We start from the raw sequence: 14,969 nt of genomic DNA, 5'->3' as shown, positions 1-14,969 counted from the left end.
TAAATGGCAGAAATTACTTCAGCTAAAGCAATGGCTCGTACAGTGCGTGTTTCACCTCGTAAATCACGTCTTGTTCTTGACAACATCCGTGGTAAAAGCGTAGCCGATGCCATCGCTATTTTGACATTCACACCAAACAAAGCTGCAGGGATCATCCTTAAAGTGTTGAACTCAGCAGTAGCAAACGCTGAAAACAACTTTGGTTTGGAAAAAGCTAACTTGGTAGTATCTGAAGCATTCGCAAACGAAGGACCAACAATGAAACGTTTCCGTCCACGTGCGAAAGGTTCAGCTTCACCAATCAACAAACGTACAGCTCACATCACAGTAGCTGTTGCAGAAAAATAAGGAGGTAAACTCGTGGGTCAAAAAGTACATCCAATTGGTATGCGTGTTGGTATCATCCGTGATTGGGATGCCAAATGGTATGCTGAAAAAGAATACGCGGATTACCTTCATGAAGATCTTGCAATCCGTAAATTCATTCAAAAAGAATTGGCTGACGCAGCCGTTTCAACTATTGAAATCGAACGCGCAGTAAACAAAGTTAACGTTTCTCTTCACACTGCTAAACCAGGTATGGTTATCGGTAAAGGTGGAGCAAACGTTGATGCACTTCGTGCAGCTCTTAACAAATTGACTGGTAAACAAGTACACATCAACATCATTGAGATCAAACGTCCTGACTTGGATGCTCACCTTGTTGGTGAAGGAATCGCTCGTCAATTGGAACAACGTGTTGCTTTCCGTCGTGCACAAAAACAAGCAATCCAACGTGCTATGCGTGCTGGAGCTAAAGGAATCAAAACTCAAGTATCAGGTCGTTTGAACGGTGCAGATATTGCCCGTGCAGAAGGATACTCTGAAGGAACTGTTCCACTCCACACACTTCGCGCTGATATCGATTACGCTTGGGAAGAAGCAGACACTACTTACGGTAAACTTGGTGTTAAAGTATGGATCTACCGTGGTGAAGTTCTTCCGGCTCGTAAAGACGCTAAAGGAGGTAAATAACCAATGTTAGTACCTAAACGTGTAAAACACCGTCGCGAATTCCGTGGTAAAATGCGCGGTGAAGCAAAAGGTGGAAAAGAAGTAGCATTCGGTGAATACGGTCTTCAAGCTACAACTAGCCACTGGATCACAAACCGTCAAATCGAAGCTGCTCGTATCGCCATGACTCGTTACATGAAACGTGGTGGTAAAGTTTGGATTAAGATTTTCCCACACAAATCATACACCGCTAAAGCTATCGGGGTACGTATGGGATCTGGTAAAGGGGCTCCTGAAGGTTGGGTAGCACCAGTTAAACGTGGTAAAGTGATGTTCGAAATCGCTGGTGTATCTGAAGAGATCGCACGCGAAGCGCTTCGTCTTGCTAGCCACAAATTGCCAGTTAAAACTAAATTTGTGAAACGTGAAGCAGAATAAGGAGAGGTCATGAAACTTACAGAAGTAAAAGAATTTGTTAAAGAACTTCGTGGTCTTTCTCAAGAAGAACTCGCGAAGCGTGAAAATGAATTGAAGAAAGAATTGTTTGAACTTCGTTTCCAAGCAGCTGCTGGTCAATTGGAACAAACTGGACGTTTGAAAGAAGTGAAAAAACAAATCGCTCGTATCAAAACTGTTCAATCAGAAGCTAAATAATAGACTAGGGAAGGAGAATTTCAATGGAACGCAATAATCGTAAAGTTCTTGTTGGACGCGTTGTGTCTGACAAAATGGACAAAACAATCACAGTTGTAGTTGAAACTAAACGTAACCACCCAGTCTATGGTAAACGTATCAACTATTCTAAAAAATACAAAGCTCATGATGAAAACAATGTTGCTAAAGAAGGCGATATCGTTCGTATCATGGAAACTCGTCCGCTTTCAGCTACAAAACGCTTCCGTCTTGTAGAAGTCGTTGAAAAAGCGGTCATCATCTAATCATACCTGAAAGGAGAAAACGTAAATGATTCAAACAGAAACTCGTTTGAAAGTCGCTGACAACAGTGGCGCACGCGAAATCTTGACAATCAAAGTTCTTGGTGGTTCAAAACGTAAATTCGCGAGCATCGGTGATGTAATCGTTGCATCTGTAAAACAAGCTACTCCTGGTGGTGCGGTTAAGAAAGGTGACGTTGTAAAAGCTGTTATCGTTCGTACTAAATCAGGTGCTCGTCGTAAAGATGGTTCATACATCAAGTTCGACGAAAATGCAGCAGTGATCATCCGTGACGACAAAACTCCTCGCGGAACTCGTATCTTCGGCCCAGTTGCACGTGAATTGCGTGACGGTGGATTCATGAAGATTGTATCACTTGCTCCAGAAGTACTTTAATCAATAAAAAAACAAACACAGTCCCCTGGCACAGCCAGGGTGCCCGTCGGGCGTAAGAATAAAAGGAGAATAAAATGTTTGTAAAAAAAGGCGACAAAGTTCGCGTTATCGCTGGTAAAGACAAAGGCGTAGAAGCTGTTGTTCTTACTGCTCTTCCAAAAGTAAATAAAGTTGTTGTAGAAGGTGTAAACATCATCAAGAAACACCAACGTCCAAATAACGAAAACCCTCAAGGTGCAATCGTTGAAAAAGAAGCTCCAATCCATGCTTCTAACGTTCAAGTTTTGGACAAAAACGGTGTTGCTGGACGTGTTGGCTACAAATTTGTAGACGGCAAAAAAGTTCGCTACAACAAAAAATCAGGCGAAGTGCTTGACTAATCACGAAGGAAAGGAGAAGTATAATGGCTAATCGTTTAAAAGAAAAATACCTTAATGAAGTAGTACCATCATTGACTGAACAGTTCAACTATTCATCAGTTATGGCTGTGCCAAAAGTTGATAAAATCGTTTTGAACATGGGTGTTGGTGATGCAGTATCAAATGCTAAAAACCTTGAAAAAGCTGCTGAAGAGCTTGCTTTGATCTCAGGTCAAAAACCATTGATCACTAAGGCTAAAAAATCAATCGCCGGCTTCCGTCTTCGTGAAGGTGTTGCGATCGGTGCAAAAGTTACCCTTCGTGGTGAACGTATGTACGAATTCTTAGATAAATTGGTAACAGTTTCACTTCCACGTGTACGTGACTTCCATGGTGTTCCAACAAAATCATTTGATGGACGCGGAAACTACACACTTGGTGTGAAAGAACAATTGATCTTCCCAGAAATCAACTTTGATGATGTTGATAAAACGCGTGGTTTGGATATCGTAATCGTAACTACAGCGAACACAGACGAAGAATCACGTGCATTGCTTACTGGCCTCGGTATGCCGTTTGCAAAATAATATAGGAGGTAAAACTAATGGCTAAAAAATCTATGATTGCTAAGAACAAACGCCCAGCGAAGTTCTCTACTCAAGCATACACTCGCTGTGAACGTTGTGGACGTCCACACTCAGTTTACCGCAAGTTTAAACTTTGCCGTGTTTGCTTCCGTGAATTGGCATATAAAGGTCAAATCCCAGGTGTCACAAAAGCATCTTGGTAATTTAAGATATCAAGGGCGTTAAAACTCCAAGTGAAAATAGGAAACTTGACGAAGAAACTTTAGTTTCTAGGAAAGTTTATCTTTTTCACACAGAGTTTAGCCCGGGTTCAGTTGGGCTTGCCAATTTGAACACGAGCTACAGCTTTGGCAAAAAAGACCAATTTTCTTTGGAGCATCGCTCCTGCATCAAATTGCCTATTTTTGCTCTCGCTGTTACGCTCTCTGTATCATGTATTAACTAGCAAGTGCAACTTGCAAACTACTAGTAAGAGGAGAAATTATAATGGTTATGACTGACCCAATCGCAGACTTCCTTACACGTATTCGTAACGCTAACCAAGCAAAACACGAAGTACTTGAAGTACCTGCATCAAACATCAAAAAAGGGATTGCTGAAATCCTTAAACGCGAAGGTTTTGTAAAAAACGTTGAATTCATCGAAGATGACAAACAAGGCATCATCCGTGTATTCTTGAAATACGGACAAAACGGTGAAAAAGTTATCACAAACTTGAAACGTGTATCAAAACCAGGTTTGCGTGTTTACAAAAAACGTGAAGATCTTCCAAAAGTTCTTAACGGACTTGGAATTGCTATCCTTTCAACTTCTGAAGGTTTGCTTACTGATAAAGAAGCACGCCAAAAGAACGTTGGTGGGGAAGTTATCGCTTACGTTTGGTAATATTTAGCTCCCAATTTCGTTGTGATTCTTCGTTATTGTCTCTTGCCTAACCCAAAGTTATGTCTGCGAGACAATGCCTCGATTCACTTAGAAATTGAGACCTAAACATTAACTTTTAAATCAAAAAGATTTAAACCCCGTGAAAACTGGCCCGCAAAGGCCTGACAATTTAACAGGAGAATAAAAAACATGTCACGTATTGGTAATAAAGTTATCGTGTTGCCTGCTGGTGTTGAAATCACTAACAATGACAACGTTGTAACTGTAAAAGGACCTAAAGGAGAACTTACTCGTGAGTTCTCAAAAGATATTGAAATCCGTGTGGAAGGTACTGAAGTAACACTTCACCGTCCAAACGATTCAAAAGAAATGAAAACAATCCACGGAACAACTCGTGCCCTTTTGAACAACATGGTTACTGGTGTATCAGAAGGATTCAAGAAAGAACTTGAAATGCGCGGGGTTGGATACCGTGCACAACTTCAAGGATCAAAACTTGTTTTGGCTGTTGGTAAATCACACCCAGACGAAGTTGAAGCTCCAGAAGGAATTACTTTTGAACTCCCAAACCCAACAACAATCGTTGTTAGCGGAATTTCAAAAGAAGTAGTTGGTCAAACAGCTGCTTATGTACGTAGCCTTCGTTCACCTGAACCATACAAAGGTAAAGGGATCCGTTATGTTGGTGAATACGTTCGCCGCAAAGAAGGTAAAACAGGTAAATAATGTAGTTTGGTTGTTTTTCAACCAACCTTCATCTTACCAACTCAGTGCTTAGCACATGATTTTAAAATTAAGAGGTGAAAATTGTGATTTCGAAACCAGATAAAAACAAAATCCGTCAAAAACGCCACCGTCGCGTTCGCGGAAAACTCTCTGGAACTGCTGATCGCCCACGTTTGAACGTATTCCGTTCTAATACAGGCATCTACGCTCAAGTAATTGATGACGTAGCGGGTGTAACGCTCGCAAGCGCTTCAACTCTTGACAAAGAAGTTTCAAAAGGAACTAAAACTGAACAAGCCGTTGTTGTCGGCAAACTTGTTGCTGAACGTGCAGTTGCTAAAGGTATTTCTGAAGTGGTGTTCGACCGCGGTGGATATCTATATCACGGACGTGTTAAAGCTTTGGCTGATGCAGCTCGTGAAAACGGATTGAAATTCTAATAGGAGGACACTAGAAAATGGCATTTAAAGATAATGCAGTTGAACTTGAAGAACGCGTAGTTGCCATCAACCGTGTAACAAAAGTTGTTAAAGGTGGACGTCGTCTTCGTTTTGCAGCTCTTGTAGTTGTTGGTGACCGTAATGGCCGTGTTGGATTTGGTACTGGTAAAGCTCAAGAAGTTCCAGAAGCAATCCGTAAGGCTGTTGAAGATGCTAAGAAAAACTTGATCGAAGTTCCTATGGTTGGAACAACAATTCCACATGAAGTAACATCAGTATTTGGTGGAGCTCGTGTATTGTTGAAACCAGCTATCGAAGGGGCTGGGGTTGCTGCAGGTGGAGCAGTTCGTGCCGTTGTCGAATTGGCAGGTATTGCAGATGTTACATCTAAATCACTTGGATCAAACACTCCAATCAACATCGTTCGTGCAACTGTTAACGGTTTGGCACAATTGAAACGCGCTGATGAAGTTGCTGCCCTTCGTGGTATTTCAGTTTCTGACTTGGCTTAAGAAAGGAGATTCAAATGGCTCAAATTAAAATTACTTTGACTAAGTCTCCAATCGGACGCATCCCGTCACAACGTAAAACTGTTGTAGCACTTGGACTTGGCAAATTGAACAGCTCTGTTATTAAAGAAGATAACCCAGCAGTACGTGGTATGATCACTGCTGTATCTCACTTAGTAACAGTTGAAGAAGTAAAATAATCTATTTGAAATAGAAACAAAGTTTTCAGGGGTATGAGAGGTTCTCATCCCCTAAAACTAAATATAAGTATAGGCGAGTTTGTAGTTAGGACACCTTTTCCTGATTACATGCGTTAGCAATTTACAAAAGAGGAGAAAATTAATAATGAAACTTCATGAATTACAACCTGCTACAGGTTCACGTAAAGTCCGCAACCGTGTTGGTCGTGGTACTTCATCTGGTAATGGTAAAACTTCTGGCCGTGGTCAAAAAGGTCAAAAAGCTCGTAGCGGTGGCGGTGTACGTCTTGGTTTTGAAGGTGGACAAACTCCATTGTTCCGTCGTCTTCCAAAACGTGGATTTACAAACATCAACGCTAAAGAATATGCTATTGTGAACCTTGATCAATTGAACGCCTTTGAAGATGGTGCTGAAGTAACTCCAGTAGTACTTGTAGAATCAGGAATTGTAAAAGCTGAAAAATCAGGTATCAAAATTCTTGGTAACGGAGAATTGACTAAGAAGTTGACTGTTAAAGCAGCTAAATTCTCTAAATCAGCTGAAGAAGCTATCACTGCTAAAGGTGGTTCAGTTGAAGTCATCTAAGTGAGGTGACCTATGTTTTTTAAATTATTAAAAGATGCATTTAAGGTGAAACAAGTACGGTCGAAGATTTTATTTACGATCTTCATCATTCTTGTTTTCCGCATTGGGACCACGATTACAGTGCCTGGTGTAAATGCGAAAATTCTGAACAACCTTCAAGATGTGTCCTTCTTGAACATGCTCAGTTTGGTTTCTGGGAATGCCATGAGGAACTTCTCAGTTTTCGCATTAGGGGTTAGCCCATACATCACAGCTTCGATCGTCGTACAACTTTTGCAAATGGATCTGTTACCTAAGTTTGTTGAATGGGGCAAACAAGGGGAAGTTGGTCGAAGAAAGCTCAACCAAGCAACACGCTATATTTCTTTGGTTCTAGCCTTTGTTCAATCCATCGGGATTACAGCCACCTTCCACACTTTGTCTCAGGCGAAATTAGTCGCTACTCCAAATGCCAAAACTTATCTGTTAATCGGTGCGATTCTGACGACCGGTTCCATGATTGTGACTTGGCTTGGAGAACAAATCACAGATAAAGGCTACGGTAATGGTGTTTCAATGATTATCTTTGCAGGGATTGTGTCATCAATTCCTGAGATGATTAAAGAAATCTATGAAAATGCATTTGTGAATGTTCGTTCTGGTCAAATGACCAATTCCCTCATTTTTGTTGGGGTATTAATCCTTGCTGTCTTGGTTATTGTTTACTTTACAACCTTTGTAGAGCAAGCACAATACAAGATTCCAATCCAATATACAAAGATTGCACAAGGAGCTCCGTCAAGTTCTTACCTTCCTTTGAAAGTAAACCCAGCAGGGGTTATTCCTGTCATCTTCGCTAGTTCGATTACAGCAGCGCCTGCTGCGATTTTCCAAGTGATTAGCGCTATGGGTTACAATGCAGGATGGGTGAAAACAGCTCAAGCCATGTTGGCTACAAACACACCAACTGGTGTGGCAATGTATGCCTTATTGATCATTCTCTTCACCTTCTTCTACACGTTTGTTCAGATCAATCCTGAAAAAACGGCAGAAAACCTTCAAAAGAGTGGTGCCTATATCCCAGGCGTACGCCCTGGTAAGGGGACAGAAGAGTTTATGTCTCGTTTGCTACGTCGTTTAGCAAGTGTCGGATCAGTATTCCTTGGCTTTATTACCATCATTCCAATCCTAGCTCGAGATTTATTTGGTTTGACAGATGCAGTTGCTCTTGGAGGAACTAGTTTGTTAATCATTATTTCAACAGGTATTGAGGGAATGAAACAATTAGAAGGCTACTTATTAAAACGTAAGTATGTCGGATTTATGGACACAACAACAGAATAGAATAAGGTTGACTTTGTCAGCCTTCTATTTTGTTTTTAAATGGAAATAGGAATTCGCTCCTGCTTCCATTTAAAAACAAAATAAGGAGAATTCATCATGAATCTTTTAATTATGGGGTTGCCTGGAGCAGGTAAAGGAACTCAAGCAGCTAAAATCGTTGAAGAGTTTCACGTAGCGCACATCTCCACTGGAGATATGTTCCGCGCAGCGATGGCTAACCAAACTGAAATGGGTGTGCTTGCAAAATCATACATTGATAAAGGTGAGTTGGTACCAGATGAAGTAACCAATGGAATTGTGAAAGAACGCCTTGCTCAAGATGATATTAAAGAAACAGGTTTCCTTTTGGATGGCTATCCACGTACAATTGAACAAGCTCATGCCTTGGACAAAACATTGGCTGAACTTGGAATTGAACTTGAAGGTGTTATTAACATCGAAGTAGATCCATCATGCCTACTTGAACGTTTGAGTGGTCGTATCATTCACCGTGAAACTGGCGAAACTTTCCATAAAGTATTCAACCCACCAGTTGATTACAAAGAGGAAGATTTCTACCAACGTGAAGATGACAAACCAGAAACGGTTAAACGTCGTTTGGACGTCAATATTGCACAAGGAGAACCAATCATTGAATTTTATCGTTCAAAAGGACTCGTACATGATATCCAAGGAAACCAAGATATCAATGATGTATTTTCAGACATTGAAAAAGTCTTGGCAAATTTGAAATAAAAGCGTTTTTCATGCTTGCAATATTGGACAACTAGTGTTACAATTAGTTAGTCTGACTTATAATTGTTACCTCTGTGCTCAGAGGAATGAATCGAAATTTATGGAGGTACTTTTGCGTGGCAAAAGACGATGTGATTGAAGTAGAAGGCAAAGTAGTTGATACTATGCCGAATGCTATGTTTACGGTTGAACTTGAAAATGGACATCAGATTTTAGCAACAGTTTCTGGTAAAATTCGTAAAAACTATATTCGTATTTTAGCGGGAGATCGTGTTACAGTGGAGATGAGTCCGTACGATTTGACACGTGGACGTATCACATACCGCTTTAAATAATCGAAAAACTTGGAGGGATAAAAATGAAAGTAAGACCATCGGTCAAACCAATTTGCGAATACTGTAAAGTAATTCGTCGTAATGGTCGTGTTATGGTAATTTGCCCAGCAAATCCAAAACACAAACAACGTCAAGGATAAGATAGAAAGGAGAAAACATGGCTCGTATTGCTGGAGTTGACATTCCAAATGACAAACGTGTAGTAATTTCATTGACTTATGTGTACGGTATCGGACTTCCAACATCTAAGAAAATCCTTGCTGCTGCAGGCGTTTCTGAAGATATTCGTGTTCGCGATCTTACACCAGATCAAGAAGATGCTATCCGTCGTGAAGTTGACGCAATCAAAGTTGAAGGTGACCTTCGTCGTGAAGTAAACTTGAACATCAAACGCTTGATGGAAATCGGTTCATACCGTGGTATCCGTCACCGTCGTGGACTTCCAGTTCGTGGACAAAACACTAAAAACAATGCTCGCACTCGTAAAGGTAAAGCTGTTGCGATTGCAGGTAAGAAAAAATAAAATAAAATAAGGAGGTAAAAATCTTGGCTAAACCAACACGTAAACGTCGTGTGAAAAAGAATATCGAATCTGGTATTGCTCATATTCACGCTACATTTAACAACACAATTGTTATGATTACTGATGTGCATGGTAACGCAATCGCTTGGTCATCTGCAGGTGCACTTGGATTTAAAGGTTCTCGTAAATCTACACCATTTGCTGCTCAAATGGCATCAGAAGCTGCTGCAAAAGCTGCTCAAGAACACGGACTTAAATCTGTTGAAGTAACTGTTAAAGGTCCTGGTTCAGGTCGTGAGTCTGCTATTCGTGCACTTGCTGCTGCTGGTCTTGAAGTAACTGCAATTCGCGATGTAACTCCTGTACCACACAATGGTGCTCGTCCTCCAAAACGTCGCCGTGTATAATCATCAACAATTACACAGCTTTTCGTTTAAGAGGGAGTATAGCAAATGATTGAGTTTGAAAAACCAAATATAACAAAAATTGATGAAAACAAAGATTATGGCGTGTTTGTCGTAGAACCACTTGAACGTGGCTATGGTACAACACTTGGAAACTCACTTCGTCGTGTACTTCTGGCTTCACTTCCAGGTGCAGCTGTCACTTCAATCAACATTGAAGGTGTACTCCACGAATTTGATACCGTTCCAGGAGTCCGTGAAGACGTTATGCAAATTATTCTTAACGTTAAAGGAATCGCCGTTAAATCTTACGTCCAAGACGAAAAGATTATTGAACTTGATGTAGAAGGACCTGCAGAAGTAACTGCTGGAGATATTCTTACTGATAGTGACATCGAAATTGTAAACCCTGATCATTATCTATTTACAATCGGAGAAGGAGCATCTTTGAAAGCAACGCTTACTGTAAACAGTGGACGTGGCTATGTTCCGGCTGATCAAAACAAAAAAGATGATGCACCAGTGGGAACACTTGCTGTAGATTCAATCTATACGCCAGTGACTAAAGTCAATTACCAAGTTGAACCAGCACGCGTTGGTAGCAACGATGGCTTTGACAAGCTAACCCTTGAAATTTTGACAAATGGGACAATCATTCCAGAAGATGCATTAGGTTTGTCTGCTCGTATTTTGACAGAACACCTAAATCTATTCACAAACTTAACTGAAATTGCTATTGCAACAGATGTTATGAAGGAAGTGGATACAACTTCTGATGATCGCATTTTAGAACGTACGATCGAAGAATTAGATCTTTCAGTTCGTTCATATAACTGTTTGAAACGTGCTGGCATTAATACTGTTTACGATTTGACTGAAAAATCAGAAGCAGAAATGATGAAAGTTCGTAACTTGGGACGTAAGAGTCTTGAAGAAGTTAAAATCAAACTTGCCGACTTAGGCCTTGGGTTAAAAAACGATAAATAGAGGAGGAATACATGGCTTACCGTAAACTAGGACGCACTAGCTCACAACGTAAAGCGATGCTTCGCGATTTGACTACAGATCTTATCATCAATGAAGCAATTGTAACAACTGAAGCACGTGCGAAAGAAATCCGTAAATCAGTTGAAAAAATGATTACTTTGGGTAAACGTGGTGATTTGCATGCACGTCGTCAAGCTGCTGCATTCGTACGTAACGAAGTTGCATCACAAAACTTTGATGAAGAAACAGGTAAATACTCAGAAACAACTGCACTTCAAAAATTGTTCTCTGAATTAGCACCTCGTTATGCTGAGCGCAATGGTGGATATACTCGTATCCTTAAAACTGAACCACGTCGTGGTGATGCTGCGCCAATGGCTATCATCGAATTGGTATAATATCATCAATTTTGTTGAGTGTTATGATGATGGAATACACTGTTATTCTTAGTCTAGCTCTGGTCTACCGCTGGGGATTTTCCCCAGCGGGAACACTCATCATATTGAATGAATGGTAGACGCTTGTTTACGAAATTGCTTTAATTTAAAACAATTTCGTAAGCAGGCGTTTTGTCTTGTTTTCGTGAGTAGTCGAGAATAGCAAAAAATGATATAATGGAACCCATATCTCCAATAGAAGAAAAAGGATTCAATGACAAAACAACAAGCAATTAAATTACTAAAAGAGAAGTACCTTAGTAATATGAAAGAGGATTCGGAACTCTTTGTCGGAGTTGAATTAGAGTTTCCGATTGTAGAAACAAATGGAAACAAAACAAATATAGAGGTGACGAAAAATCTTTTTCGAACCTTAGCCAACTTATCAGATTTTGAAGTTGAAAAAATAGATGACGATCAAAATCCTATTCAATTGATTCACTGCTCTTCTAAAGATCGTATTCTATTCGAGTTGAGTTACAATACAATTGAATTTGCATTTGAGAGAGCTCGTTCTATAAATGAGGTGGCCAAACGTTTTGAGGCCTATTTGAAGATTATTCAACCGATTTTGCAAGAAAATAATCACGAAATCCAAGGGCACGGAATCCATCCTCTGTGGCAAGAAAATGATAATAGCCCAGTGAAAATCGAACGATACAAGATGTTAATGGCTTTCCTTGCGCTGAATGGTACAGGGATGAAGACACACTCCTATCCTTCGTACGGAGCATTTATATGCGGAAACCAGGTTCAATTGGATGTAAGTCGCGATAACTATCTTCGCATCATTAATGCATTTAATAAAATTGAAGCAGCAAAAGCATATTTGTTTTCTAACTCAGAATTTACAGCAGAAGCTTGGGATACAAAAATTGCTAGAGATATTTTCTGGGAAGAATCCTTACATGGTTATTATAAGGAAAATGTAGGGGTTTATCCTAAGGACTACCAAAGCGAAGAAGAGTTTTTTAATAATCTCGCTAGAACGGCTATTTTTACAGCAACTAGAGAGGGGAAATCTTATTATTTTAAACCAATTCGAGTGGAGTACTATCTAGATCAAAAAGAAATTACAGCCTATACGGCTGATGGAAATGAGAAAATTATTAACCCTGTAAAAGAAGATCTAAAACAACATCGAAGTTACCAATTTCAAGATCTAACTGCTCGTGGGACTGTAGAATTTAGAAGTGTTTGTACACAACCATTAGAAACCACATTTGCCCCGATAGCCTTTGAGTTGGGCTTGTTTGTAGAATTAGAAAAACTGGAAAACTTTTTTGAAGATTCTTCATTTTTTAAAAATGAAGAACAGGACTATCGAAAACTTAGAAAGAAATATTCAAAGAAAATTCTAAGTAAAGAAGAAAAAGAAGCGATACAATCCTTTTCAAAAGATCTTCTAGATATAGCTAAAGCAGGTTTAATGAAAAGAGGCTACAAGGAAGAAAAATTTCTTATCATTACCAAAGAACTAGACTAATAGAAAAGCCTTATTACAGGCTTTTCTTTATTACTTTCAAAAAAACTTTCAAAAAAATAAAATTTTTTGGAAAAAAGTGTTGACAGTAAGGTGAGGTCATGATATACTAATATAGTTGTCGCGCGAGAGCGACAAAGACCTTTGAAAACTGAACAAGACGAACCAATGTGCAGGGCGCTATAACTAAGGTTATAGTAACTGAACAATAAAAAACAATAAATCTGTCAGTGACAGAATGAGTTTAAGACAAACAATTATTTTAATGAGAGTTTGATCCTGGCTCAGGATGAACGCTGGCGGCGTGCCTAATACATGCAAGTAGAACGCTGAAGCTTGGTGCTTGCACCGAGCGGATGAGTTGCGAACGGGTGAGTAACGCGTAGGTAACCTGCCTGGTAGCGGGGGATAACTATTGGAAACGATAGCTAATACCGCATAACAGTAGATATTGCATGATATCTGCTTGAAAGGGGCAATTGCTCCACTACCAGATGGACCTGCGTTGTATTAGCTAGTTGGTGAGGTAACGGCTCACCAAGGCGACGATACATAGCCGACCTGAGAGGGTGATCGGCCACACTGGGACTGAGACACGGCCCAGACTCCTACGGGAGGCAGCAGTAGGGAATCTTCGGCAATGGACGAAAGTCTGACCGAGCAACGCCGCGTGAGTGAAGAAGGTTTTCGGATCGTAAAGCTCTGTTGTAAGAGAAGAACGAGTGTGAGAGTGGAAAGTTCACACTGTGACGGTAACTTACCAGAAAGGGACGGCTAACTACGTGCCAGCAGCCGCGGTAATACGTAGGTCCCGAGCGTTATCCGGATTTATTGGGCGTAAAGCGAGCGCAGGCGGTTAGATAAGTCTGAAGTTAAAGGCTGTGGCTTAACCATAGTACGCTTTGGAAACTGTTTAACTTGAGTGCAGAAGGGGAGAGTGGAATTCCATGTGTAGCGGTGAAATGCGTAGATATATGGAGGAACACCGGTGGCGAAAGCGGCTCTCTGGTCTGTAACTGACGCTGAGGCTCGAAAGCGTGGGGAGCAAACAGGATTAGATACCCTGGTAGTCCACGCCGTAAACGATGAGTGCTAGGTGTTGGGTCCTTTCCGGGACTCAGTGCCGCAGCTAACGCATTAAGCACTCCGCCTGGGGAGTACGACCGCAAGGTTGAAACTCAAAGGAATTGACGGGGGCCCGCACAAGCGGTGGAGCATGTGGTTTAATTCGAAGCAACGCGAAGAACCTTACCAGGTCTTGACATCCCTCTGACCGCTCTAGAGATAGAGTTTTCCTTCGGGACAGAGGTGACAGGTGGTGCATGGTTGTCGTCAGCTCGTGTCGTGAGATGTTGGGTTAAGTCCCGCAACGAGCGCAACCCCTATTGTTAGTTGCCATCATTCAGTTGGGCACTCTAGCGAGACTGCCGGTAATAAACCGGAGGAAGGTGGGGATGACGTCAAATCATCATGCCCCTTATGACCTGGGCTACACACGTGCTACAATGGCTGGTACAACGAGTCGCGAGTCGGTGACGGCAAGCTAATCTCTTAAAGCCAGTCTCAGTTCGGATTGTAGGCTGCAACTCGCCTACATGAAGTCGGAATCGCTAGTAATCGCGGATCAGCACGCCGCGGTGAATACGTTCCCGGGCCTTGTACACACCGCCCGTCACACCACGAGAGTTTGTAACACCCGAAGTCGGTGAGGTAACCATTTGGAGCCAGCCGCCTAAGGTGGGATAGATGATTGGGGTGAAGTCGTAACAAGGTAGCCGTATCGGAAGGTGCGGCTGGATCACCTCCTTTCTAAGGAAATGGAAACCTGTACGTTGGTCTTGTTTAGTTTTGAGAGGTCTTGTGGGGCCTTAGCTCAGCTGGGAGAGCGCCTGCTTTGCACGCAGGAGGTCAGCGGTTCGATCCCGCTAGGCTCCATTAACACTGTAAGGGTGTTAAGATTGAACATTGAAAATTGAATATCTATATCAAATAGTAACAAGAAAATAAACCGAAACGCTGTAAATATTTAAAGAGTTTAGGTCGTAAGACCAAAAATAAGGTTAAGTTAATAAGGGCGCACGGTGGATGCCTTGGCACTAGAAGCCGAAGAAGGACGTGACAAACG

General features: G+C 41.2%; 24 protein-coding genes, 1 tRNA gene and 2 rRNA genes (1 of these 27 only partly in view). All 27 read left to right on the top strand.

Annotation, left to right across the window (positions count from 1 at the left end; translation table 11 throughout):
* Positions 1 to 3 precede the first annotated feature (3 nt).
* Complete coding sequence (gene rplV / locus ABVF55_RS00570; protein ID WP_000818139.1) at positions 4 to 348, top strand: 50S ribosomal protein L22; 345 nt, start codon at positions 4 to 6, stop codon at positions 346 to 348.
* Positions 349 to 360: 12 nt separating this feature from the next.
* Positions 361 to 1,014 carry a 30S ribosomal protein S3 gene (rpsC, locus tag ABVF55_RS00565; protein WP_003002336.1) on the top strand — a complete coding sequence of 218 codons (654 nt, stop codon included), beginning with the start codon at positions 361 to 363 and terminating at the stop codon, positions 1,012 to 1,014.
* Positions 1,015 to 1,017: 3 nt separating this feature from the next.
* Positions 1,018 to 1,431 carry a 50S ribosomal protein L16 gene (rplP, locus tag ABVF55_RS00560; protein WP_000960947.1) on the top strand — a complete coding sequence of 138 codons (414 nt, stop codon included), beginning with the start codon at positions 1,018 to 1,020 and terminating at the stop codon, positions 1,429 to 1,431.
* A gap of 9 nt (positions 1,432 to 1,440) precedes the next feature.
* A complete protein-coding gene (rpmC, locus tag ABVF55_RS00555) occupies positions 1,441 to 1,647 on the top strand; it encodes a 50S ribosomal protein L29 (RefSeq protein ID WP_003002350.1) in 207 nt (68 codons plus the stop codon).
* Between the two features lie 23 nt (positions 1,648 to 1,670).
* Positions 1,671 to 1,931: a 30S ribosomal protein S17 gene (gene rpsQ / locus ABVF55_RS00550; RefSeq protein WP_003009600.1), complete on the top strand. Its 261-nt coding sequence runs from the start codon at positions 1,671 to 1,673 to the stop codon at positions 1,929 to 1,931.
* Between the two features lie 25 nt (positions 1,932 to 1,956).
* Positions 1,957 to 2,325 (top strand): 50S ribosomal protein L14, encoded by a 369-nt coding sequence (rplN, locus tag ABVF55_RS00545; RefSeq protein ID WP_003002384.1) that lies wholly within the window; start codon positions 1,957 to 1,959, stop codon positions 2,323 to 2,325.
* 74 nt (positions 2,326 to 2,399) lie between these two features.
* Positions 2,400 to 2,705, top strand: coding sequence for a 50S ribosomal protein L24 (gene rplX / locus ABVF55_RS00540; protein ID WP_003002315.1), 306 nt, complete (start codon positions 2,400 to 2,402; stop codon positions 2,703 to 2,705).
* 23 nt (positions 2,706 to 2,728) lie between these two features.
* Positions 2,729 to 3,271, top strand: a complete 543-nt coding sequence (gene rplE, locus ABVF55_RS00535) for a 50S ribosomal protein L5 (protein ID WP_003009606.1) — start codon at positions 2,729 to 2,731, stop codon at positions 3,269 to 3,271.
* 17 nt (positions 3,272 to 3,288) lie between these two features.
* Positions 3,289 to 3,474, top strand: coding sequence for a type Z 30S ribosomal protein S14 (locus ABVF55_RS00530; RefSeq protein ID WP_001085699.1), 186 nt, complete (start codon positions 3,289 to 3,291; stop codon positions 3,472 to 3,474).
* A 283-nt stretch (positions 3,475 to 3,757) separates the two neighbouring features.
* Positions 3,758 to 4,156 carry a 30S ribosomal protein S8 gene (gene rpsH / locus ABVF55_RS00525; RefSeq protein WP_003010897.1) on the top strand — a complete coding sequence of 133 codons (399 nt, stop codon included), beginning with the start codon at positions 3,758 to 3,760 and terminating at the stop codon, positions 4,154 to 4,156.
* 189 nt (positions 4,157 to 4,345) lie between these two features.
* The gene (rplF, locus tag ABVF55_RS00520) at positions 4,346 to 4,882 is read left to right on the top strand and encodes a 50S ribosomal protein L6 (RefSeq protein ID WP_003009612.1); all 537 of its coding nucleotides are present in this window, start codon (positions 4,346 to 4,348) and stop codon (positions 4,880 to 4,882) included.
* An 83-nt stretch (positions 4,883 to 4,965) separates the two neighbouring features.
* Positions 4,966 to 5,322: a 50S ribosomal protein L18 gene (rplR, locus tag ABVF55_RS00515; RefSeq protein ID WP_003010871.1), complete on the top strand. Its 357-nt coding sequence runs from the start codon at positions 4,966 to 4,968 to the stop codon at positions 5,320 to 5,322.
* A gap of 17 nt (positions 5,323 to 5,339) precedes the next feature.
* On the top strand, positions 5,340 to 5,834 hold the full coding sequence (rpsE, locus tag ABVF55_RS00510; protein WP_003009617.1) for a 30S ribosomal protein S5: 495 nt from the start codon (positions 5,340 to 5,342) through the stop codon (positions 5,832 to 5,834).
* 14 nt (positions 5,835 to 5,848) lie between these two features.
* Entirely contained in the window at positions 5,849 to 6,031 is a 183-nt protein-coding gene (rpmD, locus tag ABVF55_RS00505) for a 50S ribosomal protein L30 (protein ID WP_002894509.1), read from the top strand.
* 145 nt (positions 6,032 to 6,176) lie between these two features.
* Positions 6,177 to 6,617, top strand: coding sequence for a 50S ribosomal protein L15 (rplO, locus tag ABVF55_RS00500; RefSeq protein WP_003002405.1), 441 nt, complete (start codon positions 6,177 to 6,179; stop codon positions 6,615 to 6,617).
* 12 nt (positions 6,618 to 6,629) lie between these two features.
* On the top strand, positions 6,630 to 7,940 hold the full coding sequence (secY, locus tag ABVF55_RS00495; protein WP_049472515.1) for a preprotein translocase subunit SecY: 1,311 nt from the start codon (positions 6,630 to 6,632) through the stop codon (positions 7,938 to 7,940).
* A 96-nt stretch (positions 7,941 to 8,036) separates the two neighbouring features.
* On the top strand, positions 8,037 to 8,675 hold the full coding sequence (locus tag ABVF55_RS00490; RefSeq protein WP_320909556.1) for an adenylate kinase: 639 nt from the start codon (positions 8,037 to 8,039) through the stop codon (positions 8,673 to 8,675).
* 116 nt (positions 8,676 to 8,791) lie between these two features.
* Positions 8,792 to 9,010 (top strand): translation initiation factor IF-1, encoded by a 219-nt coding sequence (infA, locus tag ABVF55_RS00485; protein ID WP_001029883.1) that lies wholly within the window; start codon positions 8,792 to 8,794, stop codon positions 9,008 to 9,010.
* Positions 9,011 to 9,033: 23 nt separating this feature from the next.
* Positions 9,034 to 9,150, top strand: coding sequence for a 50S ribosomal protein L36 (rpmJ, locus tag ABVF55_RS00480; RefSeq protein ID WP_001808836.1), 117 nt, complete (start codon positions 9,034 to 9,036; stop codon positions 9,148 to 9,150).
* Positions 9,151 to 9,167: 17 nt separating this feature from the next.
* Positions 9,168 to 9,533, top strand: a complete 366-nt coding sequence (rpsM, locus tag ABVF55_RS00475; RefSeq protein ID WP_003009631.1) for a 30S ribosomal protein S13 — start codon at positions 9,168 to 9,170, stop codon at positions 9,531 to 9,533.
* A gap of 23 nt (positions 9,534 to 9,556) precedes the next feature.
* Positions 9,557 to 9,940: a 30S ribosomal protein S11 gene (gene rpsK, locus ABVF55_RS00470; RefSeq protein WP_003002390.1), complete on the top strand. Its 384-nt coding sequence runs from the start codon at positions 9,557 to 9,559 to the stop codon at positions 9,938 to 9,940.
* A 45-nt stretch (positions 9,941 to 9,985) separates the two neighbouring features.
* Complete coding sequence (locus tag ABVF55_RS00465; protein WP_003009635.1) at positions 9,986 to 10,924, top strand: DNA-directed RNA polymerase subunit alpha; 939 nt, start codon at positions 9,986 to 9,988, stop codon at positions 10,922 to 10,924.
* A gap of 11 nt (positions 10,925 to 10,935) precedes the next feature.
* Positions 10,936 to 11,322 (top strand): 50S ribosomal protein L17, encoded by a 387-nt coding sequence (gene rplQ / locus ABVF55_RS00460; protein WP_003002399.1) that lies wholly within the window; start codon positions 10,936 to 10,938, stop codon positions 11,320 to 11,322.
* 253 nt (positions 11,323 to 11,575) lie between these two features.
* Positions 11,576 to 12,847 (top strand): gamma-glutamylcysteine synthetase, encoded by a 1,272-nt coding sequence (locus tag ABVF55_RS00455; protein ID WP_320909554.1) that lies wholly within the window; start codon positions 11,576 to 11,578, stop codon positions 12,845 to 12,847.
* Positions 12,848 to 13,105: 258 nt separating this feature from the next.
* Positions 13,106 to 14,653, top strand: a 16S ribosomal RNA gene (locus ABVF55_RS00450).
* 53 nt (positions 14,654 to 14,706) lie between these two features.
* A tRNA-Ala gene (locus ABVF55_RS00445) sits at positions 14,707 to 14,779 on the top strand.
* A gap of 123 nt (positions 14,780 to 14,902) precedes the next feature.
* Positions 14,903 to 14,969, top strand: a 23S ribosomal RNA gene (locus ABVF55_RS00440); it runs 2,836 nt beyond the window's last position.
* Together the 16S and 23S rRNA genes with 1 tRNA gene alongside form the textbook arrangement of a ribosomal RNA operon.

This window comes from Streptococcus sp. KHUD_012 (assembly GCF_052588255.1).
Note: the sequence above shows the minus strand (reverse complement) of the source record. Positions and strands in the feature narration are given on the sequence as shown.